27 protein-coding genes, 2 pseudogenes and 1 riboswitch are annotated in these 23936 nt (G+C 34.8%); of the genes and pseudogenes, 12 read left to right on the forward strand and 17 right to left on the reverse strand.

Annotated features, from left to right (window positions below):
• Positions 1-62 precede the first annotated feature (62 nt).
• Positions 63-1412 (forward strand): cytochrome ubiquinol oxidase subunit I, encoded by a 1350-nt coding sequence (cydA, locus tag BGI23_RS23275; RefSeq protein ID WP_001286200.1) that lies wholly within the window; start codon positions 63-65, stop codon positions 1410-1412.
• The gene (gene cydB / locus BGI23_RS23280) at positions 1402-2430 is read left to right on the forward strand and encodes a cytochrome d ubiquinol oxidase subunit II (RefSeq protein ID WP_000017662.1); all 1029 of its coding nucleotides are present in this window, start codon (positions 1402-1404) and stop codon (positions 2428-2430) included. Before cydA ends, cydB begins: the two co-directional genes overlap by 11 nt.
• Before the next feature lie 164 nt (positions 2431-2594).
• On the opposite strand, the gene BGI23_RS23285 is transcribed toward cydB, so the two are convergent.
• Together BGI23_RS23285 and BGI23_RS23290 are read right to left on the reverse strand one after the other, a co-directional pair.
• A complete protein-coding gene (locus BGI23_RS23285) occupies positions 2595-2828 on the reverse strand; it encodes a spore germination protein (protein WP_011040784.1) in 234 nt (77 codons plus the stop codon).
• Positions 2829-2912: 84 nt separating this feature from the next.
• The gene (locus BGI23_RS23290) at positions 2913-3737 is read right to left on the reverse strand and encodes an S-layer homology domain-containing protein (protein ID WP_070807027.1); all 825 of its coding nucleotides are present in this window, start codon (positions 3735-3737) and stop codon (positions 2913-2915) included.
• A 710-nt stretch (positions 3738-4447) separates the two neighbouring features.
• On the opposite strand from BGI23_RS23290, the gene BGI23_RS23295 reads away from it, so the two are divergent.
• Together BGI23_RS23295 and BGI23_RS23300 are read left to right on the forward strand one after the other, a co-directional pair.
• Positions 4448-5482, forward strand: coding sequence for a YdcF family protein (locus BGI23_RS23295; protein WP_070807028.1), 1035 nt, complete (start codon positions 4448-4450; stop codon positions 5480-5482).
• A gap of 187 nt (positions 5483-5669) precedes the next feature.
• Positions 5670-6542, forward strand: coding sequence for a YitT family protein (locus BGI23_RS23300; RefSeq protein ID WP_000411239.1), 873 nt, complete (start codon positions 5670-5672; stop codon positions 6540-6542).
• Positions 6543-6649: 107 nt separating this feature from the next.
• Here BGI23_RS23300 and BGI23_RS23305 read toward each other — a convergent pair whose 3' ends face one another.
• From BGI23_RS23305 to BGI23_RS23325, 5 genes are all read right to left on the reverse strand, one after another.
• Positions 6650-6868: a hypothetical protein gene (locus tag BGI23_RS23305; RefSeq protein ID WP_000180096.1), complete on the reverse strand. Its 219-nt coding sequence runs from the start codon at positions 6866-6868 to the stop codon at positions 6650-6652.
• A gap of 93 nt (positions 6869-6961) precedes the next feature.
• Positions 6962-7777: a DUF4247 domain-containing protein gene (locus BGI23_RS23310; RefSeq protein WP_000071210.1), complete on the reverse strand. Its 816-nt coding sequence runs from the start codon at positions 7775-7777 to the stop codon at positions 6962-6964.
• A 12-nt stretch (positions 7778-7789) separates the two neighbouring features.
• Entirely contained in the window at positions 7790-8296 is a 507-nt protein-coding gene (locus BGI23_RS23315; protein ID WP_000051759.1) for a DUF4178 domain-containing protein, read from the reverse strand.
• Between the two features lie 21 nt (positions 8297-8317).
• The gene (locus BGI23_RS23320; protein ID WP_000220319.1) at positions 8318-8722 is read right to left on the reverse strand and encodes a DUF350 domain-containing protein; all 405 of its coding nucleotides are present in this window, start codon (positions 8720-8722) and stop codon (positions 8318-8320) included.
• 228 nt (positions 8723-8950) lie between these two features.
• The gene (locus BGI23_RS23325; protein ID WP_000110282.1) at positions 8951-9616 is read right to left on the reverse strand and encodes a PspA/IM30 family protein; all 666 of its coding nucleotides are present in this window, start codon (positions 9614-9616) and stop codon (positions 8951-8953) included.
• Positions 9617-10019: 403 nt separating this feature from the next.
• Between BGI23_RS23325 and BGI23_RS23330 the strand changes: the two genes are divergently transcribed.
• The 5 genes and pseudogenes from BGI23_RS23330 to BGI23_RS27925 all read left to right on the forward strand — a co-directional run.
• A complete protein-coding gene (locus tag BGI23_RS23330) occupies positions 10020-10598 on the forward strand; it encodes a lipoprotein BA_5634 family protein (protein ID WP_070807029.1) in 579 nt (192 codons plus the stop codon).
• A 56-nt stretch (positions 10599-10654) separates the two neighbouring features.
• Positions 10655-10738 (forward strand): annotated as a pseudogene (locus tag BGI23_RS29070) (YolD-like family protein); the annotation flags it as partial.
• Positions 10739-11015: 277 nt separating this feature from the next.
• Positions 11016-12428: a WXG100 family type VII secretion target gene (locus BGI23_RS23340; RefSeq protein WP_070807031.1), complete on the forward strand. Its 1413-nt coding sequence runs from the start codon at positions 11016-11018 to the stop codon at positions 12426-12428.
• A gap of 13 nt (positions 12429-12441) precedes the next feature.
• Positions 12442-12786: a hypothetical protein gene (locus BGI23_RS23345; protein ID WP_070807326.1), complete on the forward strand. Its 345-nt coding sequence runs from the start codon at positions 12442-12444 to the stop codon at positions 12784-12786.
• A 112-nt stretch (positions 12787-12898) separates the two neighbouring features.
• Positions 12899-12997: pseudogene (locus BGI23_RS27925) on the forward strand (IS3 family transposase); the annotation flags it as partial.
• A 49-nt stretch (positions 12998-13046) separates the two neighbouring features.
• Here the strand turns inward: BGI23_RS27925 and BGI23_RS23350 are convergent.
• Genes BGI23_RS23350 through BGI23_RS23360 form a run of 3 tightly spaced genes read right to left on the reverse strand, consistent with a single transcriptional unit; the run spans position 13047 to position 15443 of the window.
• Positions 13047-13214 carry a FeoB-associated Cys-rich membrane protein gene (locus tag BGI23_RS23350; RefSeq protein WP_000989597.1) on the reverse strand — a complete coding sequence of 56 codons (168 nt, stop codon included), beginning with the start codon at positions 13212-13214 and terminating at the stop codon, positions 13047-13049.
• A gap of 16 nt (positions 13215-13230) precedes the next feature.
• Positions 13231-15219 (reverse strand): ferrous iron transport protein B, encoded by a 1989-nt coding sequence (feoB, locus tag BGI23_RS23355; protein WP_070807032.1) that lies wholly within the window; start codon positions 15217-15219, stop codon positions 13231-13233.
• The gene (locus tag BGI23_RS23360; protein WP_000060519.1) at positions 15216-15443 is read right to left on the reverse strand and encodes a FeoA family protein; all 228 of its coding nucleotides are present in this window, start codon (positions 15441-15443) and stop codon (positions 15216-15218) included. The genes feoB and BGI23_RS23360 overlap by 4 nt, the downstream gene beginning before the upstream one ends.
• A 195-nt stretch (positions 15444-15638) precedes the next feature.
• A riboswitch (TPP riboswitch) is annotated at positions 15639-15740 on the forward strand.
• A gap of 86 nt (positions 15741-15826) precedes the next feature.
• On the opposite strand from BGI23_RS23360, the gene thiT reads away from it, so the two are divergent.
• Entirely contained in the window at positions 15827-16495 is a 669-nt protein-coding gene (gene thiT, locus BGI23_RS23365; protein WP_070807033.1) for an energy-coupled thiamine transporter ThiT, read from the forward strand.
• A 207-nt stretch (positions 16496-16702) separates the two neighbouring features.
• Here thiT and BGI23_RS23370 read toward each other — a convergent pair whose 3' ends face one another.
• From BGI23_RS23370 to BGI23_RS23395, 6 genes are all read right to left on the reverse strand, one after another.
• Positions 16703-18532 (reverse strand): sensor histidine kinase, encoded by a 1830-nt coding sequence (locus BGI23_RS23370; protein WP_070807034.1) that lies wholly within the window; start codon positions 18530-18532, stop codon positions 16703-16705.
• A complete protein-coding gene (locus BGI23_RS23375) occupies positions 18529-19218 on the reverse strand; it encodes a response regulator transcription factor (RefSeq protein WP_070807035.1) in 690 nt (229 codons plus the stop codon). The genes BGI23_RS23370 and BGI23_RS23375 overlap by 4 nt, the downstream gene beginning before the upstream one ends.
• A gap of 39 nt (positions 19219-19257) precedes the next feature.
• Positions 19258-19878, reverse strand: a complete 621-nt coding sequence (locus tag BGI23_RS23380) for a class D sortase (RefSeq protein ID WP_070807036.1) — start codon at positions 19876-19878, stop codon at positions 19258-19260.
• A gap of 89 nt (positions 19879-19967) precedes the next feature.
• Complete coding sequence (locus tag BGI23_RS23385) at positions 19968-20429, reverse strand: LPXTG cell wall anchor domain-containing protein (RefSeq protein WP_070807037.1); 462 nt, start codon at positions 20427-20429, stop codon at positions 19968-19970.
• Between the two features lie 178 nt (positions 20430-20607).
• A complete protein-coding gene (locus BGI23_RS23390) occupies positions 20608-20940 on the reverse strand; it encodes a hypothetical protein (RefSeq protein WP_070807038.1) in 333 nt (110 codons plus the stop codon).
• A gap of 184 nt (positions 20941-21124) precedes the next feature.
• Entirely contained in the window at positions 21125-21340 is a 216-nt protein-coding gene (locus tag BGI23_RS23395) for a hypothetical protein (RefSeq protein WP_029141217.1), read from the reverse strand.
• 161 nt (positions 21341-21501) lie between these two features.
• Between BGI23_RS23395 and hpt the strand changes: the two genes are divergently transcribed.
• Both hpt and BGI23_RS23405 read left to right on the forward strand, forming a co-directional pair.
• A complete protein-coding gene (gene hpt, locus BGI23_RS23400; RefSeq protein ID WP_070807039.1) occupies positions 21502-22029 on the forward strand; it encodes a hypoxanthine phosphoribosyltransferase in 528 nt (175 codons plus the stop codon).
• A gap of 82 nt (positions 22030-22111) precedes the next feature.
• Positions 22112-23014 (forward strand): diacylglycerol/lipid kinase family protein, encoded by a 903-nt coding sequence (locus BGI23_RS23405; protein ID WP_001976004.1) that lies wholly within the window; start codon positions 22112-22114, stop codon positions 23012-23014.
• A 79-nt stretch (positions 23015-23093) separates the two neighbouring features.
• Here BGI23_RS23405 and BGI23_RS23410 read toward each other — a convergent pair whose 3' ends face one another.
• Positions 23094-23774, reverse strand: coding sequence for a DUF7003 family protein (locus BGI23_RS23410; RefSeq protein WP_070807040.1), 681 nt, complete (start codon positions 23772-23774; stop codon positions 23094-23096).
• Positions 23775-23936: the final 162 nt, after the last annotated feature.

The following is a 23936-nucleotide window of genomic DNA, read 5'->3' on the forward strand; positions in this document are numbered from 1 at the left end:
TTTAAACGCATTTTCACTATAAACTGATTGTAGATAATGTAAAAAAGGAGTGAATATTTATTATGTCCGACGTTCTGTTACTGAGTCGTTTTCAATTTGCAATTACTGTTTTTTATCATTTTTTATTTGTACCTTTGACAATCGGACTTGTTATTTTAGTAGCGTGTATGGAGACTCAATACGCCCGCACATTGAATCCAACATACCGCAAAATGGCAAATTTCTGGGGTAAATTATTTACAATTAACTTCGTAATGGGGATTATAACCGGGATTACGATGGAATTCCAATTTGGAACAAACTGGTCTGAGTACTCCAAATATATGGGAGATATTTTCGGATCACCTCTCGCAATCGAAGCACTCGTTGCCTTCTTCTTAGAATCTACTTTCATGGGAATATGGTTATTCGGTAAAGACAAAATTTCACCAAAGTTCCGTGCCTTCTGTATGTGGATGGTTGCACTTGGAACAAATATTTCCGCCCTTTGGATTATTACAGCAAACGGCTTTATGCAAAACCCTGTTGGCTACGTCGTACGTAACGGCCGCGCTGAATTAAATGATTTCTGGGCACTCGTTACGAATCCATACGCTTGGAATATGTTCTTCCATACTGTAGTTGGTTGTTATATTGTTGGTGCTTTCTTCGTCATGGCAATTAGTGCCTATCACTTATTACGTAAAAATGAAGTTGAATTCTTCAAAAAATCATTTAAGTTTGGCTTAATGTTAGGCTTATTTGCCGCAACAATTACACCATTTATGGGACATCAATCTGGTGTATCCGCAGCTAAATATCAACCTGCTAAAGGTGCTGCAATGGAAGCTGTTTGGGAAACTGGAAAAGGACAAGGCTTCTCGATTGTTCAAATTCCTGATGTGAAAAACGAAAAGAACTTTGAATTCCTAACGATTCCAAAGTTAGGAAGCTTCTTCTATACAAATTCATTTGATGGGGAAATTGTTGGTTTAAAAGATATTCCGAAAGAAGATCGTCCAAATGTTAACCTCGTGTACTATAGCTTCCGCTTAATGGTTGCACTTGGTATGTTCTTTATGGCATTAACTTGGTACGGTTTCTACTTAAACCGACAAGGAAAACTAGAAAACTCAAAACGTTACTTAAAAATTACAATATGGTCTGTTTTACTACCATATATCGCAATTAATGCTGGTTGGATTGTTGCCGAAGTAGGTCGTCAACCATGGACAGTATATAAACTCATGCGTACCGCAGAATCTGTATCACCTATATCTGTCCCGCAAATTTGGTTCTCATTAATTAGTTTAATCTTGTTCTACACTTTACTTTTAATCGCAGACGTATACTTAATGCTGAAGTTCGCCAAAAAAGGACCAGCAGCATTAGAGGAACCTGCTACTGAGGGAGGTGCAGCTCATGTCTCATGATATGCTTGCGATTATCTGGTTTGGTTTATGGGGCGTGATTTGGACAGTTTACTTTATTCTTGATGGATATGCACTTGGTAACGGAATGATTTTTCCTTTCGTTACGAAAGACCGACAAGAACGAAATCAATTACAAGAAGCAATTGGCCCGTTCTGGGGCGGTAATGAAGTGTGGTTAATTACAGCTGGTGGCGCAACATTTGCTGCCTTCCCAGTCACATATGCAAATATGTTTAGTTATTTATATACACCGTTATTCTTAGTATTACTTGCACTATTTGCTCGTGCTGCTGGACTTGAGTTCATGCATAAAGATGATTCACCAATTTGGCAAAAAACTTGTAAATGGGCATTTGCAATTGGTAGTTTCTTAATTGCTTTCCTATTCGGTGTTACATTTGCTAATCTTTATTACGGACTACAAATCGGAAAAAATGGCTATGAAGGAAATTTACTTAGCTTACTAAATCATTACGGTATTTTAGGAGGGCTGTTCTTCACTGCTATATTCGTCGTATCTGGTGCACTTTGGGTTATGATTAAAACGACTGGTGAAGTATCTGACCGCGCTTATAAAATCGCTAGACCATTTTCAATGGCAGCTGCTATCATTTTAGCTATTTTCTATGTAGCAACTGCAAATCGTACAAATTTATTCCAAAACTTCACAGAATATCCGGTACTATTCATTCTTCCAGTACTTGCAATGTTAATGAGTGTACTCGCACTTATTATGGTGTACAAACATAAAATCGGCCTTGCATTCACATTCGTTTGCTTAACAATCGCAATGTTTATGACAACTGGCTTTGCTGGCATGTTCCCAAGAATGTTACCATCTCGTATTAATGATGCTTATAGTACAACGTTATACAACGCAGCTGGCAGTCAATTAAACTTAAAAATTATGTTCTTCGTTGCAATGGTTATGGTACCAATTGTTATTGGATATCAACTTTGGAGTTACAGTATCTTTAAAAATAAAATTCATAAAGACTCTGCCAAAGGGTATCACTAAAATGAAAAGAGACACTTCGTTTGAAGTGTCTTTTTTACGTATGATTTTTGATAAGATGTTATATTTCTAATCTAACAACTATAATACAGAAGAATCATTAACAGCTCACAGCTAGATTGTAGCACAGGGCAAGTTCATCATTTTATGCAATTTTACATATTTCTCTATAAAGTAAACTGTATTCCTTGATCATTCACGTCGCTATCCCCTACATCCGCTGTACTAATACCACTAAATGTTTGTACTTTCATTCCTGTATTCGATGATCCCGACCCGTTATAAGCTTTCGTTTTTTCAATCGGTTGCACGTTATATTTATCCCCTAAATTAATCGTTCCATTGCAGTTTTCAATAATAACCCCTTCCACAACTGACGGCATTTTGTCACCTACTTTCATTTCCTTACTTTCATTTTATGAAAAGCGCCTAAAAAAATAGCATGTTTCCATAAGAAAAAAGCACTCAAACTGAGTGCTTTTTTCTTATTTACCTTTTTTCTTTTTCTCACAAGCAATTCCATCGCCATCACGGTCTAAATGCTTACCATAATACGGGCTATCTCTTGTAATGTCATAATATCCCGCATCGTTTGCTTCTTTACAGTTAGCAAACCGTTTTGGATCTGGCTTTACTTCTGGTTTCGGTTCTGGTTTCGGTTCTGGTTTCGGCTGTGGTTGTTTTGCTCCTGGTCTTTCTTCAAGTGGTAACGTTGCATTATATAAGAACTGAACATATTGCTCACGACTTACATGCATTTTAGGTGCGAATGTACCGTCACCAGTTCCAGCTGTAATATAATTTGATTTAATTGCAGTAATCGCAGGATTCGCCCATCCATTTCTATCTACATCCGGGAAATTATGATCCCCTCTAATTTGCAATTGGAATCCTCTTGTCAAAATTTGTGCCATTTCTTCACGAGTTAACGCATCTTTCGGTCTGAATTTCCCTGTGTTATCTCCAACGAATACGCCCATCTCTGTTAAAGCAAGAATCTCTTTTTTAAACATAGTTGAACGATCCGTAACATCTTTATATGGATTGTTATACTGTTCTTTTACTGTCGGTTTTAAATGGCGGAACATAAGAGCTGCAACTTGCTCACGCGTTACATTATCACCAAATCCAAAAATCCCATTTCCGTATCCAGCAACAACGTTTTTATTTGCTAAATCCATAATTGCTTTATAAGACCAATGATTGTTTGGAACATCTTTAAAACCTGCGCTTGCCCCCGCTGTTCCAATTGAAGTAAATGCTGTAGTTGCAACAAGTGCACCTGTTAAAATTAATTTTTTAAATCTCATACTTAAGTCTCCTTCTCTTTCCATAATAACCATTTAACAATATAACAATTTATTCAAATGTATTTTGTCATATTCTGTCGAACACAAAAAAGAATCCTGCAGGATTCTTTTTTGTTAAGCATGAATGGCAATTTTGGAGACAGTTGACTTCTTCAAAAATTTATTAGGGGTAATATTTTGAAAAAGAAAGCCTTTCATATGTAGGTTAACACTGCTGGAATATATAGTAAATTGATAATATTTATACGGAAGATTGCTAATGTTTAGTATAGATACTTTCCACTATATCAACAGTGAAAAGTATCTACATGAAACAACAAAAAAGGCGCCTTCAAAGAAGGCACCTTCCATAAACAGACACTATAAAACAGAATTATTTATTGTTATACGATTGTTAGATACAAAAAGTAGAGGGAAATGTTTGTATTACATTCTGTTTTATAAAGTATGTCTACCACTTATATTTTAATCCTCTTCACTTGAAAATAAATCTAATATGCATAATTACATACAAAAAAAGAAAAGACACTCCATAGAGTGCCCCTTCAACCATTTTACTTTTAATATATCGCTTTACATACATTGTAACATATGTATCCATATATTTTATTGAGAAAATTCAAAATCCTTTTTCTTTCATTTTCAATTATAAAATCATGTAATATAAAAGGTATGTCAAATTCTTATACAAATTGAGGTGTACTATATTTATGTATTTCGGAATTATTCCCCTTATATTGTTTATTATTTTTCTTATCTCTTACTTAAAGGATCCGCGAAAAATAATAAATGGGTTTTTATTTAATGCCTTTATCTGTTCATTTCTATTATTTTGCGCTATAGCCTCATATGAGTCTGGTAGTAATTCTTTACATTTTATCGTTATTATTCCGATGTTAGCGCTCATTGTAATGATACCTTTTGCTATAGTCGCTTTAATGTTTGGGCTATTTCTTAATGCAAAAATTTTAATGCAACGTGAAGGAAGACGCTTCACAAACTCTTTAACTTTAATTGCTGCTTTAGGGATTTTATTCTTTATAATGCTCCCTATTATAAATCCAGCAAGTTTATTCTCAGAGCATTTTCAATTTATTTTTGCTGCTATATCTCTTATAACTATGTATTTCTTTATACACTTATCTAACTTCTTAAGCGCGTATTTTTTATACCAATTCAACAGACCAAGACGTAATCAAGATTTCATTATCGTTCTTGGTAGCGGATTAATTAATGATAAAGTACCACCTTTACTTGCAAGTCGTATTCATAAAGCAATCGACTTTTACTGGAAACAAGCCGCTGTAAATACGCCACCAACAATTATTTTCTCTGGTGGACAAGGTCCAGATGAAGGCCTTCCAGAGGCAGAAGCGATGCAAAAGTACGCTGTTGAAAAAGGAATTCCGCTTGAACATACAGTGCAAGAAAATCGCTCTGTAAACACATATCAAAATATGTTGTTCTCTAAAGAAATTATGGATTCTTTAAAGCCTGAAGGTAAGTATAATAGTATCTTTACAACGAACAACTTCCACCTATTCCGCGCTGGTATATATGCAAGACAAGCAGGTCTTAATAGCCAAGGAATCGGATCAAAAACTGCATGTTATTACTGGCCTAATGCAATGATTCGTGAATATGTCGCAATTGTTGTGATGGGACGTAAGCGCCATATGAAAATATGTGGAACTATTTTAGGCTTCGCTTTATTCCTATCCGTGCTTAGTTTTATCATTTCTTAATAGCATCCCATCCTTTGAAAGGATGGGATTTCTTATACTCATTTCAAAAATATTTTAAAGTTAATATGGTCATAATATTCCCTGCATACATCCATTAAAGGAGAATTTTTTCAAATTAAATGTTAAAATAAAATTTAGGTGTGAATGATGTAACAAACAAGAAACTAGTTTGAAACGAGGAAATTACATGGAGAAAATTATCAAAAACAAGCCCAATAAGCTAAAAATTGCTTCAAAAGCTTTGATGATTATTATTGGGGCATTTATCACAGCGTACGGATTAGAAGCAGTATTAATTCCAAATAACGTATCAGACGGTGGTGTGACTGGTTTAAGTATCGTTAGTTCGAGATTATTTGGATTGCCATTAGGAGCTCTAATCGCAATTATTAACATTCCTTTCGTTTGGTTAGGATATAAGCAAATTGGTAAAAGCTTTGCGATTTATTCCATTATCGGGATTGCTTCATTAGCAATAGGTACCGTTGTCATGCACGGAATACCAGCTATTATTGAAGGCGATACATTATTAGTTACAGTTGTTGGTGGTATTATCATCGGTTTTGGTATGGGACTAGCATTACGTAACGGCGGGGCATTAGATGGAATCGATATGCTAGCTGTATTGCTTTCTCGTAAGTTACCATTCGGAACGAGTGACCTTATTTTATTCTTAAACATGTTCGTATTTATTTTCGTATCAACCGTATTCGGCCTTCAAGGAGCTATCCTTTCGGCAATTGCTTACTTTATTGCTTCGAAAGTGATTCATATCGTTGAAGTTGGTTTAAGTGGTTCGAAAGCATTTAAAATCATTACGAAAGAGCCTGAATTGATGGTAGAAACAATTCGTGATCGTTTAGGCCGAAGTGCAACATATAACGAAGTATACGGCGGTTATTCTAGAGAGAAATTCAAAGAAATTTCTTGTGTAATTAACCGTTTAGAAGAAAGTAAAATGAAAGAACTTATTAATGAAATCGATCCACACGCCTTTATTACAGTTTATGACGTAGCAGAAGTAAAAGGCGGTAACTTTAAGAAACGTGATATTCATTAATCATTATGAAAGAAGAGGGTGTGCCAATATGCTGGCACACCCTCTTCTGTTATTGTTGTCAGTTTTTGTCGGTAAGTCGATATATTTTAATAATCGCTGATATAATTTTACTCTCCCCATCTTCTTCCTCTCTTAATCCATGCTACATATTTTTGAAAGGCGGGCACTTCTTGTTGAAAGCGTAGCGGAACATATAGAAAAAGGGTACATGTACATAGTATCCATAGAATACCTACTACAAAGTGAAATTTCATCGTTGTACTAATGAATAAACTTAAGAATAATACGAGGAACATAATTACACTAAATCTTTTATACATAGTCATACTATCCCCCCCTTATAACTTAATTGTACCAGCTAAAAGGAATTGATTTCCATAAAAAAACCGAAAAGCAAATTTCACTTTTCGGTCTCTACACTATCTTCTCTTCGTAATCTTTCCTGAACCTCCGACCCTCGTTTTCGGGGGAGATGTATTCCTTGGCGGCGTTTTAATAGATGATTTTGGCTTCACATCTGATCCGCTTGAACCACCTGGATTTTTCGTAATTTTCCCTTTGCTTCCAGTAGAAGGCGGAGGCGTGCTGTTTCCTTTTTTCGTAATACTTCCTGTATCTCCTACAGAAGATTTCGAATCTACATTATCGCCTCGCTTAATGATAGATCCTTTCCCTTCCTTCGTAATTGGAGGCGGGGTTTTCTTTTCTTCTTTCGTAGGCGGTCTCTCTGGAATAACTGGTTTATGATTTTGTCTGTCATTATATCCGCGATAATCACCGTACGATGATTTTCGTGAACCGAATATATCATTTAATATACTACCCATAATATATCCTTGCAGGAAGGACGGTTGGTAATTTTGACGGACAAACTCTTTATTACTTATTTCAATTAACGTATCAGATGGCTTCTCTTTATCCTTTTGCAGATTATAAATCTTATCAGAATAAACGAGGAACATTTGATTTTCGTCTTCTTTAGATGCTTGCTTCGGTTCTCTTTCATTCATGAGTTCCTTCGCGACTTCAGGAACTGACCGATTGGCGGCCCTATACACGTAAGATTCTTGTTTACCTTCCTTTGCGACAGATTCAAGCGGATAACGGTCTTGAATCGACTTTGTCTGCCCGCCCTGACAACCTGATAAGGCATATCCAGCAACAACAAGTAATGTAACGATAGCAAGTATAGGGATCACGAACGATTTAATCATGGTAAACAATCGGTTTGACATGATTACGCCCCCTTACGTTGCTCTTATAATTTGTACATCAGCAGGAATAATTGCTTCTCCCTCATACATCATTGTGCGACCATTTTGCCATTCAATACGCAATAATTTTCGATTATCTGATTGGAACTCCCATACATACTGTTCTTCTGAAGCTGAGAATGGTGTTTTTCCCATCACAACAACCCGTCCGTTATATTGCTCTTCCATATGGTACTCTGTATCATCCATTTCAATTGTCGTTGGAATTTCATCAATTGAATCTAAACGACCATCAATTGGTGTATACAATTTGTAATACGTATTTTCACGGTCTTCAATTTTTAAATAACGAATATCTTTCCCGTCTTGCAGTGTTAAAACAATTTCTTTACGAGAATGCATACTCGTTTTCCCAATTAATTCATACATGACTAATGAAACTTCAACCATATCGCCAGGAGCTAACGTTAACAAACTTTTCTCTGGTTTCGGTGGTTCTGGGCTTTTCATTATATTTTTAATTCGTTTAAATAAACTCATGATCTACCCCTCCTTCTCTCTTTATAAACACGCACCTAAAATAAGTGCACCAACAATATGTAATGATCCGGCCAACATCGCATGAGCAACACTGCCTTCTTTCGTACCTTCTTCTAAATCTAAACCAGCCATTTTCTTTAACACAAATTCGATAAACATTTCTACCACTAATAAAATAACGAAAGAAACTGCTGATGCAAGTAGCGCTTGCCATAAGTCATTTGCTTTCGTTATCGATTGAGATAAAATGTACCCTTGCGCAAATAATTTCATAACGAAACGAGTTGTTACTGCTGTATTCCCATTTTTTATTTCTTTTAAATCATTGTATTTAGTAAAAATTGAATCAACCCACATAATTGCAAATAAAAGTATTGCACTCGCTCCAGTCCATACAAGCATCGCTAATACATTTGTCCATGTCATTGCAAAACCTCCTCTAAATATAAAGTGAAACTTTAATCAGTGGGGAGGTGTTCATTCCCCGCTGATTATTAGTTGAACCAATCGGGCATTTACGGACAGTAGATCTCCCCCCACCTCTCTGCTTTCACAAAAAGTAAAGGTGGGAGTCTTACTGCCCGTTAATGCGGGGTAATAGAAAACCGACATGAATTTATTTAGACATGTCGGTTCATTTGTCTCTATTCTATATTATTTCTCATACTGCTTCATAATACGAGCTAATTCATCGTCAACAGCAGAATTTTTGTTTAAGCTTGCGAATTCATCATCTAATGATTTCTCTTTTTTATACACTTCACCGCTCGCTTCTGCTTCAGCCTCTAATTGAAGAGCTTTCTCTTCCATACGGCTTAAACCAGCTTTTGCTGAGTTTGAATCAAATCCAGACATCGCCTGATTAATATTCTTTTGTGCTTTCGCCGCATTTACACGTGCTACAAGTGTTTCACGTTTATTTTTTAGCTCAGTTAATTGCTTACGCATTTCTTCTAGCTTCAGGCGCAGATTATCAGCAGCAACTTTGTTTTGCTCATAGCTTGCTTTATACTCATTCATCTTTTGCTCTGCATTTTGTTTTTCTTCTAATGCACGACGCGCAAGATCTAAGTTGTTAGCTTGAACAGCCATATGAGCTTGCTCTTCACGTTTTTTCACAAGCGCTTCTTGCTCTTCAAATAAGATTTTGAATTTCTTCTCAAGTGCAATTTGAGCTGCTACACTTTTCTCAGCTTCTTGTACATCCGCTTGCATATCGCGTAAATATTGATCCGTCATCTTAACTGGGTCTTCCGCTTTTTCAATTAATGAATATACATTCGACATTGTTAAATCTCTTAATCGTTTAAATACAGACATCTAAATTCCTCCTATAATATACCTCATATTTCAAATTCACTACTTGGAAAACTGAAAAATCTTCCTTAACAGTAAAGAATATTCATTTTTACAGCCTACGTGTTTATTATAACAAAACTAATATGTCCTTACATGTTATTTCCAAAATACATCCATTATAATATGACATTCCATATAAAACATTGTATTCCTAATATATTCTCATTAATCCTTGTGAGAATTAACTTATTTTTATGCAATTTCACTAAATTACATTATTGTAATGTTACTGTAAGCTAACTCGATAGTTACGTTGCAATATTTCTTATACACTAATACCAGAAGCAACGAACAAGCTTCTCATCATTTCAGAACTAATACAAAAATGTATTAACTATAAAACATATAAAAGGAGAAATTCATCATGAAAAAATTAGTAGGAATCGGATTAGCAGCAGCAATTTCATTCGGAGCATTATCAGGTTGTTCTTTATTAGGAGATAAAGCAAACGGTTTTGTACTGTACGGATCAGAAGAACAAATTCAACAAATTACAGATAAGAACAAAAAAGAAGTGAAAGAAAAAGACTTCTATAAAATGAAAATGACAACATTAGAAGGTAAAAAAGTTCTTGTCATGGATAAGAAAACTGGTGAAGAACTGGTGAAGAAAGAATTACTTAACAAAGTGGATGCAAAAGACGACACGAAACCACTTGATAAATTACCAGCTGTAACAGCAGAGCAAGGTGTATTATTTGCTAAAGAAAAAGTAGAAAATGCTACACTTGATGGAGCAAAATTAAAATATGAAGGCAACACAATTATCGGAAGTGGCCGTGCATATACAGATATGTATGCGATTGTTGATGACGCAACTTACAGCAATGTAAAAGGTGAAGAAAAATCTGTAGGTGTATTAAAATTTGATAAGGATCCAAGTAAAGAATTCCCTGGCTACAACGGCGTAGAAGCTTCTCAACTTGTAAAAATTAAAAAGTAAAATGAAGTGCACCCCAATTGTTAGACACATAATTAACAATTGGAGGTGCATTTTTTATGGCTAAATTTTCTTCAAAAGATAAAATACAAGCAATAAAACGATATCTAGAAGGTACTGAAGTTGGTTTTTTACTTACTAATTATATGACTGTCGTTGACATTGATCCGCTGAATAAATCTATAATTTGTACGGATGCATTTTATAATAATGTGACTTTGAAGTTTATTGATATTATTGATGCAAAATAAAAAAATGCTCACAATCGTGGCTCTAATTGTTACTTTACATACACATAAGCTTTATTTACAATTAAGCAGATTTTATTTCATCTCAATATTATTATACTAATCTAAAGTTTCCGTATTTACATTTTTTCTTTTTATCTCATAATTTTAATTTGGGAAAGGGAGGAAAGAAATGGTTCAAATCAAAGTAACACCTGAAATGCTAGAAGAAGTTGCTAATCGTGCAAATAATACCAGAATCGCATTAGAATCTATACATAATAATCTATGTAATGAAATAGATCATTTATGTTTTCAATGGATTGGTGCCTCTAACCAACAGTTCATTCAAATGTTCAATGATGCAAGACCAAAAGCTTTTACATCTATCAATTCGATTATAAAAGTGGAAGAGGATTTGAAACGAATTGCCGAAAAATTCCGTACCGCAGATGCTTCATATGATGGAAATCTTGAAGAAGGAGCAATGTGTGGTAAGTTAAATAGTGAGAAAAATGATGGATCTTTACGTGACAAGGTTTGGCATGGTCTCAAGGAAACTTATGAGGATCTTAGTAAAGTAAAAAATTCCGATGAGTCTTTATATGATAAATTTAAACATGGTATCGATGCAGCGTATAAAGATGTGAATAAAATAAAAGACACTATAGATGATGAAATCGCATCTGCTTTTGAAAAATCTGGATTAGGTGTCCCCTATCACTTAAAAAAGGGAATGAGCAACGCTATAGGTGATGAATTGTTAGGACTTGCAGATGCAGTTATCCATCCAATTGACACATTTAATAACACGATTGAAGCCGTTTCTCACCCAGTCGAGACGTTCAATACGATAAAACAAACAATTTCTGATTCTTGGAATCGTGATGTTACCAATGGTGACTTGTATAGTGGTGCAGAATGGTATGGAAGCGTGGCTGGTCATACTATATTGGCTGTTGGACAACTATTCGTAGGAACAAAAGGTGTGGATAAAATTGCAATGTTGAACCCTGGCACAAAATTATCTGAGATTTCACGAACTGCTAATCAAAGCTTGCAAGACGCTGCATCCTTATTCAATCGTAATCGCAATGAGTTTGCTTTAGCTGGTGGAAATAATGTACGCTCTGTATTCGATACACATGATTTTAGAGCAGCTGAGGAAAAGCTATCGACCCATCAGTTTGCTAGGGGTGAAGGAGCTTCCAGTGGGAACACGCCATATAAATTTGACTCATCACTTATGGAGCATGTTTTTCATGGTGAAGTAAGACAAAAATGGTGGGGATTAAAAGCTGTTGGTTATCATCACGAGAATATGATGGGGGGAGAGATACTTCGCGTTACTAGACCACCAAATCCTGCAGGAGTATATGTTGCAGAGGTAAAGGTTGATGGTATTGTAAAACAAGCTAAATCTTCATTTTTCCCTAAGGATTGGAATAGAGTCCAGGTAGTTGATTCTATTAAAGAAGCATATACCAATCGTGTTCAAATCGCTCCAAATAAATACGTAGGGCAAACTTCTTCTGGATTTAAGGTTGAGATGATTATTGAAAATGGAGAAATTACCACTGCTTATCCAAAATATACGAGAAGATAGTGAGGTTGTATTAATGAATTATTCACATGAATTTTGGCGTGACCCATTTGGTGGACTAAGAATTCGTTTACCAAAAGAAATTGCTATTGTATCTGACTTTATAGAAAACCTAGATGAAGATGAAGCGGATGAATATATAGAAGTTTTAGACTATGTCGTAGAGGGAAAGTACCCTAGTTATGAACTAGAATACAATGCTGCTGCTGTATTTATTGAACCTAAATATACAAGCGCGATTAATTATTACATTAGCCCACCAAATAATCAATGTAAATTAGAAACTTCAGAATTTAGGAGATTACTTTTACTTTGGAGAAATAAAGTGATGACAGAAGGAAGAGATATTGAAGTAGATTAAAAAGACTGTCTGTAATGAAGTGCACCCCAATTGTTAGACACATAATTAACAATTGGAGGTGCATTTTTTATGGCTAAATTTTCTTCAAAAGATAAAATACAAGCAATAAAACGATATTTATATTCATTACTACAATCACAAAAGAGTTAAAACAAAACTAAAAGGATTGTCCCCTGTGCAATACAGAGTTCAATCCTTAGTAGCTGCTTAATATATTTGTCTAACTTTTTGGGTTCAATTCAAATTCACAAAGCTTTTTTCTATTTATGAGCAATTTGCTCCATATCCGGACTACAAGTTTGAGACTGACATGACTTATTTAAAGAACATGCTGCGCATTTTCCCTTTTTACTTCTCTTTACAAAATTAACTAACGTGTATGCTGCATAACCAAAAATGATAGCTCCAATTATAATATTGACCATCACTCTAATACATCTCCTTCTAGAATCCGAGTAAGGATCCAACTTGGTATATAATGAACGTTAATACATAAGCAACAACGAGTGGATACACGACTGAGAAAATCGTCCACTTCGCTGATCCTGTTTCACGTTTAATAACAGCTACTGTCGCTAAACACGGAACATATAATAAAATAAAGAACATAAATGCATATGCTGATAACGCAGTATAATGTGCTCCCATAACATTTCCTAACACATCTTCTTTCACCGCATAAATAATTGCCATTGTAGAAACGACAACTTCTTTCGCTAAAAATCCTGTTAAAAGGGATGCCGCAGCTTGCCACGTTCCAAAACCAAGCGGTGCAAATAGTGGTGCGATAAATCCACCAATCATTGCTAAGAAACTGTCTCCCATATCAACACCAAATCCTGATGGCCCTGCATAATTTAATAGCCAAATGACAACAGAACCACCGAAGATAAATGTACCTGCTTTACGAACAAATCCTTTCCCTTTCTCCCACGTACTTAGCCATAACGTTTTCGCTTGCGGCACGCGGTAAGGCGGTAGTTCAATAACGAAAATAGATTTTTCCGCTTTTAAAATGGTAAGAGACATAATCTTTGTAACTAATAACGCAAGGACAATCCCTGCAACATATAGGGAGAACACAACAGTTGCCTGACTATGAGGGAAGAATACTCCCGCAAATAACGCATATACAGGTAAACGTGCCGAACAAGACATAAATGGTGTTACAAGAACTGTAAGTAAACGTTCTTTTTCTTGTTCAATCGTTCTCGCTGCCATAATACCTGGAACATTACATCCAAAACCGATAATCATCGGAATGAACGCTTTTCCGTTTAAACCGAAGAACTCCATAATTCTATCCATAACAACTGCAATTCGCGCCATATATCCTGAGTCTTCTAATAATGAAATGAAAAAGAATAGTGCAAAGATTTGTGGAACGAATACTAATACAGCACCAACACCAGCAATAATACCTTCTGTAACGAGTGCTTGAATAAAATCAGAAGCCCCAACACTTGTAAGCCCAGCTGTCACCCAATCCGTAAGCTGTCCAGCAAAAAACTCATCTAACATATCCGATAAAGGTGTTCCAATCCACGTAAACGTAACCTGAAAAATAAAAAACATAACTGCTAAAAAGATTGGAAGTCCTAAAATTTTATGTGTAATTAATCTATCAATTTTTTCTGAAAAAGGAATTTTCCCTTCTTTCTCATGCTTCATAACATTTGTTTTTAACTTTTCAATATACGCTTCACGAGTTTTGTAAATGTGCTCTTCCAACGTACAATCAAGTTTTCCTTCTAAGCGAGATCGAATGGCTATGAGTTCCTTATAAATTGGTAATGCTTTCATTTCTTTTTCTACTACTTCGTTATTACTTAAAAATTGAAGAGCTAACCATCTCGGATGCTCATAATTCGCTTTCTCTAAAAGAGCAATTACTTCTCCAATTCCTTCATCCATTTGTACACCATATGAAATAAGGAATGGCTTTTTCTCGTTTTTGTCATTTTCTTTAAGAGTCGCAAGTAATTCTTCACAGCCTTTTCCACTTCTTGCAACGACAGGAACGACTGTTACACCTAATAGTTCTGATAATCGTTTTACATCAATGACAATTCCTCTTTGCTTCGCCACATCAATCATATTTAAACCAATTGAGACCGGCTTACCAAATTCAAGTAATTGCAACGTTAAATGCATATTTCGTTCGAACTGCGAAGAATCCACAATATTTAACATATGCTGAAATTCTTCTGTTAATAGAAAGTTTGTTACAACACCTTCATCACGTGAAACTGGATTTAAATCATAGACGCCTGGTAAATCAATTAATGTTCCTTGCTTATCTTTTAATTTACCAACCTTCTTTTCTACTGTTACACCGCTCCAGTTTCCTACGTATTCATAAGAACCAGTAAGCGCATTAAATAATGATGTTTTCCCTGTATTCGGATTCCCTAGCAAAGCTACCTTATTCACGCTAATTCCACCTTTATCATTTTCGCGTCACAATGACGAATACTAATTAACTGTCCACGACACTCCAATGTACAAGGACCTTTGAACATCGCTTTCTGCTTCATACGAAGTTCGCTTCCTTCAGAAAGACCAAAAGCAGCCAGTCTTCTCTTTAATAATTGATCTAACGACTGAACGCTTTTTACTAACACTTTCTCACCAATTTTAATATCTACTAAGCTCATAACCTTCCCCCTCAGAAGAGAATGATAATTATTTTCAAAAAAAATTATACCACACTCAATTTCTCTTGTACTATACCCTTTTGCTTCATATTTATTAACATTTCGCTACAATTCTATTTCAATTATTGTCATACTGTATTCGTTTGCCATTCTCATCCATTTCGCTTACAATAAACAATAGCAAATAAAGAATCTCGTTATCACAGGGGGAGCCATGCCGCTGAGAGGGAACACTTCGTTCCGACCCTTCGAACCTGTTAGTTAATGCTAACGCAGGGATTGTGCAAACGTCCGAAATACATACCTCATTTTTATTTACGTATTTCGTATCCTCCTATGATATCTATTCTTTTTTGTACAACTTGGATTTAGGGGGAGACAACATGCGTAACACCAATTTACAAGCGATGATCGAATCTGCTATTCTTGCAGCCTTCGCCCTGATCATCGACATTTTACCATTATCAATTAAACTTCCAACAGGCGGTTCCATTTCATTTGCTATGATTCCTATTTTTATTATTGCATACCGCTGGGGCTTTAAATCAGCTTTCTTAGGTGGTTTAGTTTGGGGACTATTACAAATTGTCGTGGGAGATGCTTACATTTTAACACCTATTCAAGCATTCATTGAGTACTTCATTGCCTTTGCTTTTATCGGATTTGCTGGCTTATTCTATCGTCCAATTCAAAAAGCACTTTTAACGTCTAATGAAAATAACTTAGAACAATCAAGTCTAGGTAGCCGTAAAGACAAACCTTCATCAAAACAAAACGAAGGAAAGAAAGTTCTTGGTTATATTATCCTTGCTACATTTATCGGTAGCTTTGCTCGCTATTTCTGCCACTTTATTGCTGGTATTATTTTCTGGGGACAATATGCACCGAAAGGTCAATCAGCTGTGCTATATTCATTAATCGTAAACGGTAGTACAATGATTGGTTCCTATATTCTATGTACCGTTTTACTTATATTTTTATTCCTTACTTCACCACGCTTATTCAAGAGCATCAATGCTTATCAAATAAATGCAAACAAAAAGGGCGCTTAATAAGCGCTCTTTTTTCATATCGTAATATCAATTAAAAATACAATAAATGCGCAAAGAAAAATAAATACTACCATACCTAGTAAATTGCTATTCACGGCTAATCTACTCCTTACATAACCTCATTTTCTAACCAGATTATATCGCTTAAAAATAAAGATTAGGTAAAGATAATATGAAAATAAATTAAAAAAGCGTAGCATGCATCATCTACGCTTTTTTCAATAAGTAGAAATAAAATAATACACCATCTTCTGTATTCTTCACTCCATATTCAGCATCATGTAGTTCTAAAATATTCTTTGAAATGGCAAGCCCAAGACCTGTTCCACCTTGCGAACGCTGACGAGCTGCATCCACGCGATAAAAACGATCCCAAATTTTATCTAATTGCTCTTCTTCAATGTGAGTACCTTTATTTTCAATACACACTTTTATACGATCCTTCTCATCTATTGTAGAAATAATAATATCTTCTTTATTTGGTGTATAACGTATGGCATTCGTAATAAAGTTCACGATGACTTGTTCAATCCGGCCTTGATTTGCGACTACTTCAAATGGACCTATATTTTTATGAACACGAAGTTCTTTTTTCTCTATTTCTACAGAAAGGTGTTCACATATATCTTCCATTACTGTATCAATATAAAATGGATCCTTTTTCATTTTATATGTACCTGACTCAAACTTAGCTAACTCAAGCATATCCAAAATTAACGTATCCATTTTATCTACTTCTCGTTCCATTGCTTGAAAATAATACTCTTTTTTATGCTCAGCTACTCCATCTTTTAAAATAGAAATACAGCTTTTCATAATACTGAGCGGTGTTTTTAGTTCATGCGAAACACCAGAAATGAATTCTTTCCGCGTCTTTTCTAATTTTCTTTCCTTTTCAATATCTTGTTCTAGCTGTCCAATATGGGAATGGAGTTTATTGGATAATACATTAATATTTTTCGATAAATCACCAATTTCATCTTTTGAAGTAATCGGTATTTGTTCTGTGAAATCTAAATGCGCTATTTTCTTTGTCGTATCATTTATTTTTAATAACGGCTTTGCAATTTGTTTTGAATAATAGAACGAAGCTAAAAAAATAAGAACGACTACAAATGCAATGATATAGATGTAATAATCTTGCACCATTTGTACAGCTTCATCTACGGGCTGTAAAGAAGCCATCGCATAAATATATGTTACTGATCCGTCTTTTTCCTTTATTGGTTTCATTAATAATTTATATTTTATATCATTCTTTTCATAGTCCATTGTCTTTGTTGAATACTCTATTTGATTACTCTCTTTTAGTAACACATCCGTTTGAAATTCTTTTATACTATCCAAAAATAAAGTGTTTTTATAAATTGAATTTACGGGGCCTTTTACATCTGGAAACTGTACTTTCGTAACACGCCCTCCTATGTAAACATTTGATTCTTGAGCAGCTTGCTCCTGAACAGCTGGTTTCTTTTCCTTAACAAGTTGTTCCTCAGCTGCTCTCTTTTTCTCCTGAAATGCTTTTTCTAACGGTTTATTAGATCCACTTAAATTCTGCTTAGATAAAGAAAAAGAGAATGGAATAAAACTATCTTCTTTTCTCACTCCAGAAAAATAAATTTCTTGCCCTAAAAACTGCTCTGATAATTTATTATCAATTTCCTCTATATTGACGAGATTACCTAAGGGAATTTTAAATATTTGTTGTCCAAAGCTCTTTTGTTGCCTACGATCTATCATTACTTCAAAATAAAAATCATCTGCATGTTTTAAATTCCCGTTCTTATCTAATGTCGTAATCCACGTATTATTTTCTCTTAAAAAGTCTTGCTCTAGTTTTTGAATTTCTTCTGCATTTCCTGCATAATTTAAATAATTCTTCTCAAAGGAATTTAAATTCACTTTAATATCTTCCACTTTTCGATTCGCATAATATTGTTTAAAAAATATCGTTTGTCCAATAAATATCGTCGCTAAAATCAACATGCATAATGCCGTTGTAAGAGTAAATAATTTTAGTACAATTCCTTTCCTCATACATTGCCCTCAAATTTATAACCTGTTCGTACTACAGTTGTAATATACTTTGCTTTCTCTCCTAATTTATTTCTTAAATTACGAATATGACTATTCACCGTTCGATCATCACCAGCAAATTCATATCCCCAAATTCTTGAAATGAGTTGCTCTCGCGTTAAAACGATTCCTTGATTTTTCATGAAATACGCTAATATTTCAAATTCTGTATGCGTTAAATTAATATCGGTTCTATCTACCGTAACAGTGCGAGACGGAAAATGAACGTGAATGCCGTGGATTGATAATGTATCATCTTCATTCTCTAAAAGTTGCTTTGTCACTTTTCTGCTTTCTAACAACCTTTTCGCTCTTGCTAATAAAATTGGCGGACTATACGGCTTCGTCACATAATCATCTGCCCCAAGTTCAAAACCAAGTAACGTATCGTCTTCATCTACGCGCGCCGTTAGCATAATAATAGGCACCTCGGATGTCTTTCGAATTCTTCGGCAAACCGACCACCCATCAAGTTCTGGCAACATAATATCTAAAATAACTAAATCCATCTCTTCTTCTTCAAATACAACTAAGGCCTCTTTCCCGTCCCTCGCTTCAAACACTACATATTGCTCACTTAAAAAATAATCTTTTAATATTTCACGTAATATATCTTCATCTTCAACAATTAAAATGTTTTTTGACATAACTTATATATCCCCCTCTCGCTTTCAGAAACTATAATTTCACTTTGAATAACTGCCAATTAACTTCGCCTCGATAATATATCTATCTGGTGCATTCCCTATATAATCAAATGGGTAACAAGTTGTCAGTGTTAATATCGGTTCTTCTTTTTTTATAATAACAGTACGATCATCCGCATGAGTAATCCATGTCTTTTGAATTTCATATGTGTACGTTTTATTATCATACTCTAAAACAAGGGTATCCTTTTCTTTCAACTCTCCTAAATCTGTAAATACAGTATCTCGATGTCCACTCAGTACAGTATGTCCCCCTCCAGATGGAGTTGTCGTTACATCACTAACGAACATACCCACTCCTTTTTTCAAAGTCGTATCATCCGCTCCCCAATATATAGAAAACTTCTTCTTTATTTTTGGTATGTTTAACATCGCTACCTTTTCTCCTTCTTTATGTTCTGTTTGAGAAGAAGGCACTTGAGAAGTTACAGGTGTTTCACGAGAAAGTTGAGTATATTGTATATTTTTAAGGCTCTTTATTTCTTCTGCCGTTAATTGCCCGGCAGAGCTTTTTCCTTTATACCATTCCATAGCATAATAGGATCCCATGAATAGTCCTATAGCCATCAATATGATACCGATATAATTGAGTAACTTCATGTTTCATCCCTCCATGCCAAAAATGGTAGGAATAACCTACCATTTTTAATATATGAAATTATCTCATTCTTTATAGGACAATATTTTAATTACGCCTTAACTTTATTGCGGCGATTCAAACCAAATAATGTACCGATTGCTACAAGACATGCACTTAGGCCCATCATTGCTACATTATTTGATGCTGTATTTGGTAATTTTTCACCTTGTACAACTGGCTTTGCTACTTCTTTTTTAGCTGCTTCTTTTTTGGCCATATCGTTTTTTAACTGTTCTTGTGCTATTCTCTTTTTCTCTTCTTCACTTTTTTTCTCAGCTTTTATTGCTTCCTCTTTTTTAGCCATATCACTTTTTTCTTGTACTTGCGCCGCTTGCTTTTTCTCTGCATCACTCTTTTGCTGTATCTTAATCGCCTCTTCTTTTTTAGCCTTATCTTGTTGTACTTGCGCTGCATCTTCCTTTGTTACTGTTCCAGTATCGGCACTTGCTACTGAAGAATATCCTACTGCTAAAAGTGCCATTGCACAGATTGGTAATAGTTTCTTTTTCATTTTCATTCTCTCCTTATATTTTATTCTCATCAACTCGCATCGGATGTATTACTAGAATAAGCAAGAGATATAAATATAAGATGCAGATGAAATATATTTCATTTAAAGATTTCATTGTAGAAAAAGAAAAAAACATCGCAATATGTACGATGTTTTTTCGGGTGTGTGTCTCAATTATTTACATGTTACTTTCGCGTGATTTAGAAGTAGAACGGGCCGGAGCGATAACTAATTGTCTCGGCTCAGTTTTCTTTAAGTGATTTTTGACGTTACACTTACGACGTTGAACACCCCACGCTTTAATAGGATTTGTCAAAATAATCTTTTGCTCTTCGTTAGGGGCCTCTTCTTCAAATCTACAACTTTCGCTCCATTTATTCCATTTCATTGTAAATTTAGAAGAAGAATGATCGTCTTCTCGATCAAACAAGTGCAAAAAATCAATTTCGCCAGCTAGCATTACGGTGTTGCTAGTTGCTAAAAAAGAAAAGGTCGTCCAACGTTTCTCCATGCCCTCCTACTCCTTTTTCACATATAGAGTACCTAAAACTTAATTTACCTAAAATATGCTTGCCTTTTACCTTACACCCATAGTTTATCCAAAACACTACTATGCAACTATCGATTTGTCTTACAACTACCTTACATTTTTGTAAGAAACAAAAAAACCTTCACTATGCCTATGTGAAGGTCTCTTATTTCTTATCTATATGATCTTTCATATCATCAAGTCCAGCTTCTTGTAGCTGCGACATCATACCATGAGAAATTGCACCTAATACTAAAGTCATTCCAATTAGTGAAATCCGAATCGCTGGTACATCAATTATATAAGCCAACAGGCCAAGAACAATTGTTAATAGCAATGCTTTTATAAATGTTGCACTTGTATACTCTTTCTTTTTCATCATAATCACCCTTCATGGAAGCGTTTTCTTAATATAATCAGTATATCATATCATCTGACTATTTTGTGGGTATTTTTGTAAAAAACTTATATCTTCTTTGACTTTTTCCTTTCTATCCTTTACAGTCGAAATGTTCGCAAGTTTTACACTGTAGGAGGACTCCAATGAATATTGAAATAAAAGACACTTTAATTTCTGAAAAACAATTACAAGAAAAAGTAAAAGAACTAGCACTTCAAATCGAACGTGATTTTGAGGGAGAAGAAATCGTAGTAATCGCTGTATTAAAAGGATCTTTCGTATTCGCTGCTGATTTAATTCGTCACATTAAAAACGATGTAACAATCGACTTTATTTCTGCATCTAGCTACGGAAATCAAACAGAAACAACTGGAAAAGTAAAACTATTAAAAGATATCGATGTAAACATTACTGGCAAAAACGTAATTGTCGTAGAAGACATTATCGATTCTGGTTTAACACTTCACTTCTTAAAAGATCACTTCTTTATGCATAAACCAAAAGCGTTAAAATTCTGTACGCTACTTGATAAACCTGAGCGTCGTAAAGTGGACTTAAAAGCTGAATATGTTGGCTTCCAAATTCCAGACGAATTTATCGTTGGCTACGGTATCGACTGTGCAGAAAAATATCGTAACTTACCATTTATCGCTTCAGTTGTAACGGAATAATATAATAAAATAAACTTTCATCAATTACTGGTGGAAGTTTATTTTCTATCACAATTCGTAAAAGATAAAGGGAGAGAAAAAAATGACAAAGACAAAATTTGAAAAAGTACTCCTCATCGTAAATCCAAAAGCTGGACAAGGCGACTTACATACAAATTTAACGAAAATCGTACCACCTCTTGCCGCAGCTTTTCCTGACTTACATATCCTTCATACGAAAAAGCAAGGTGATGCAACAAAATATTGCCAAGAGTTTGCTAGTAAAGTAGATTTAATTATCGTCTTTGGTGGTGACGGCACTGTATTTGAATGCACAAATGGCTTAGCACCTCTTGAAACTAGACCTACACTTGCAATCATTCCAGGCGGAACTTGCAATGACTTCTCTCGCACACTCGGCGTTCCGCAAAACATTGCAGAAGCAGCAAAGCTAATCACACAGGAACACGTAAAACCAGTTGACGTTGCAAAAGCAAACGGACAACACTTCTTAAACTTCTGGGGCATTGGACTCGTATCTGAAGTATCAAACAATATTGATGCAGAAGAGAAAGCAAAGCTTGGTAAAATTGGTTATTACTTAAGCACCATTCGAACTGTCAAAAATGCTGAAACATTCCCAGTAAAAATTACGTACGACGGACAAGTATATGAAGACGAAGCTGTCCTTGTTATGGTTGGAAACGGTGAATATCTTGGCGGCATCCCGTCCTTTATTCCGAACGTAAAATGTGACGACGGAACACTTGATATTTTCGTAGTCAAATCAACAGGTATTCAAGCATTTAAAGATTACATCGGAAAGAAACTATTTGAAGACTCAAACGAAAATGACATCTTCCACGTAAAAGCGAAATCCATTCATATTGAAACAGAAGAAGAAAAAGAAGTAGATACAGATGGAGAAAGTTCGCTTCATACACCTTGTCACATTGAATTATTACCAGGACACTTTACGATGATTTATAATCCTGCGGTTGTGTAATACTAAAAGACGAGCTAAAGTTTTAACATTTTAGCTCGTCTTTTTTATTAGAAGGATATTTTAATCTACGCTTTCATTTTTAATATGAGTTTTCATAATCAAACTCCACCCAATTTTTCCAATGCGTATTACAATCCTTATTCACGATAACACTTGGATCTTTCTTCTCTATTGCAGCGGCTACTGATTGGAAGAATTCATTTTCACTTACTTTTTCGTCTTCAACATGTTTCCATTCTTCCGTTTCATACGCTACTTCCCAGTCGCCTTCTAAACCGAACTCTTCTAAAATTTCTTCTTTATCCCACCACAATAATTTTTTAGCTTCCTCATTAGTAGCAAGCATACGCATGAAGTATGTTGGATAATGCTCTGTCGTTTGTACTTCTATTCCATTATTTATATAATCCTCTTCTGTAAATTCATATTCAAAATGATGTTCGCGAATTTTTAAACTGCCGTTATAAATATCCGGTATAAAATTACCTTCATCATCAAATAATTCATAATCTCCATCATTTAATTGCAAAATTCCATCATCACCAATTGAATAGTTTATTCTATCTCCATATACTTGAATATCATTACATACACCTAATGAACCTACACCGACAACCTGAAATACCATTAACCAATCTTTATTATCTTTAAAGAAAAGAGAGAATTTCACTTGTGAAATATCCATATATTCATTATCAAAGGCAGGAAATTCATAGTTACTTTGCTTTTTATCTAATAGTTTTAAAATATCCTTTTGCATATGTATCATCTTCACCTCGATATAAACTTTTCAATTTTACTAGAGTATAACATAGCTATACTTACCTCTGATTTTATAATAATCCTACTCAAAAATAGCAGAAGGGTCTATTTGCATCCTCTAGTTATTTTTAGATAAAATGAAGGAAAGAAGCACCTTCAT

The organism is Bacillus sp. ABP14 (assembly GCF_001831375.1).
GTDB classification, from domain to species: Bacteria; Bacillota; Bacilli; order Bacillales; family Bacillaceae_G; genus Bacillus_A; species Bacillus_A paranthracis.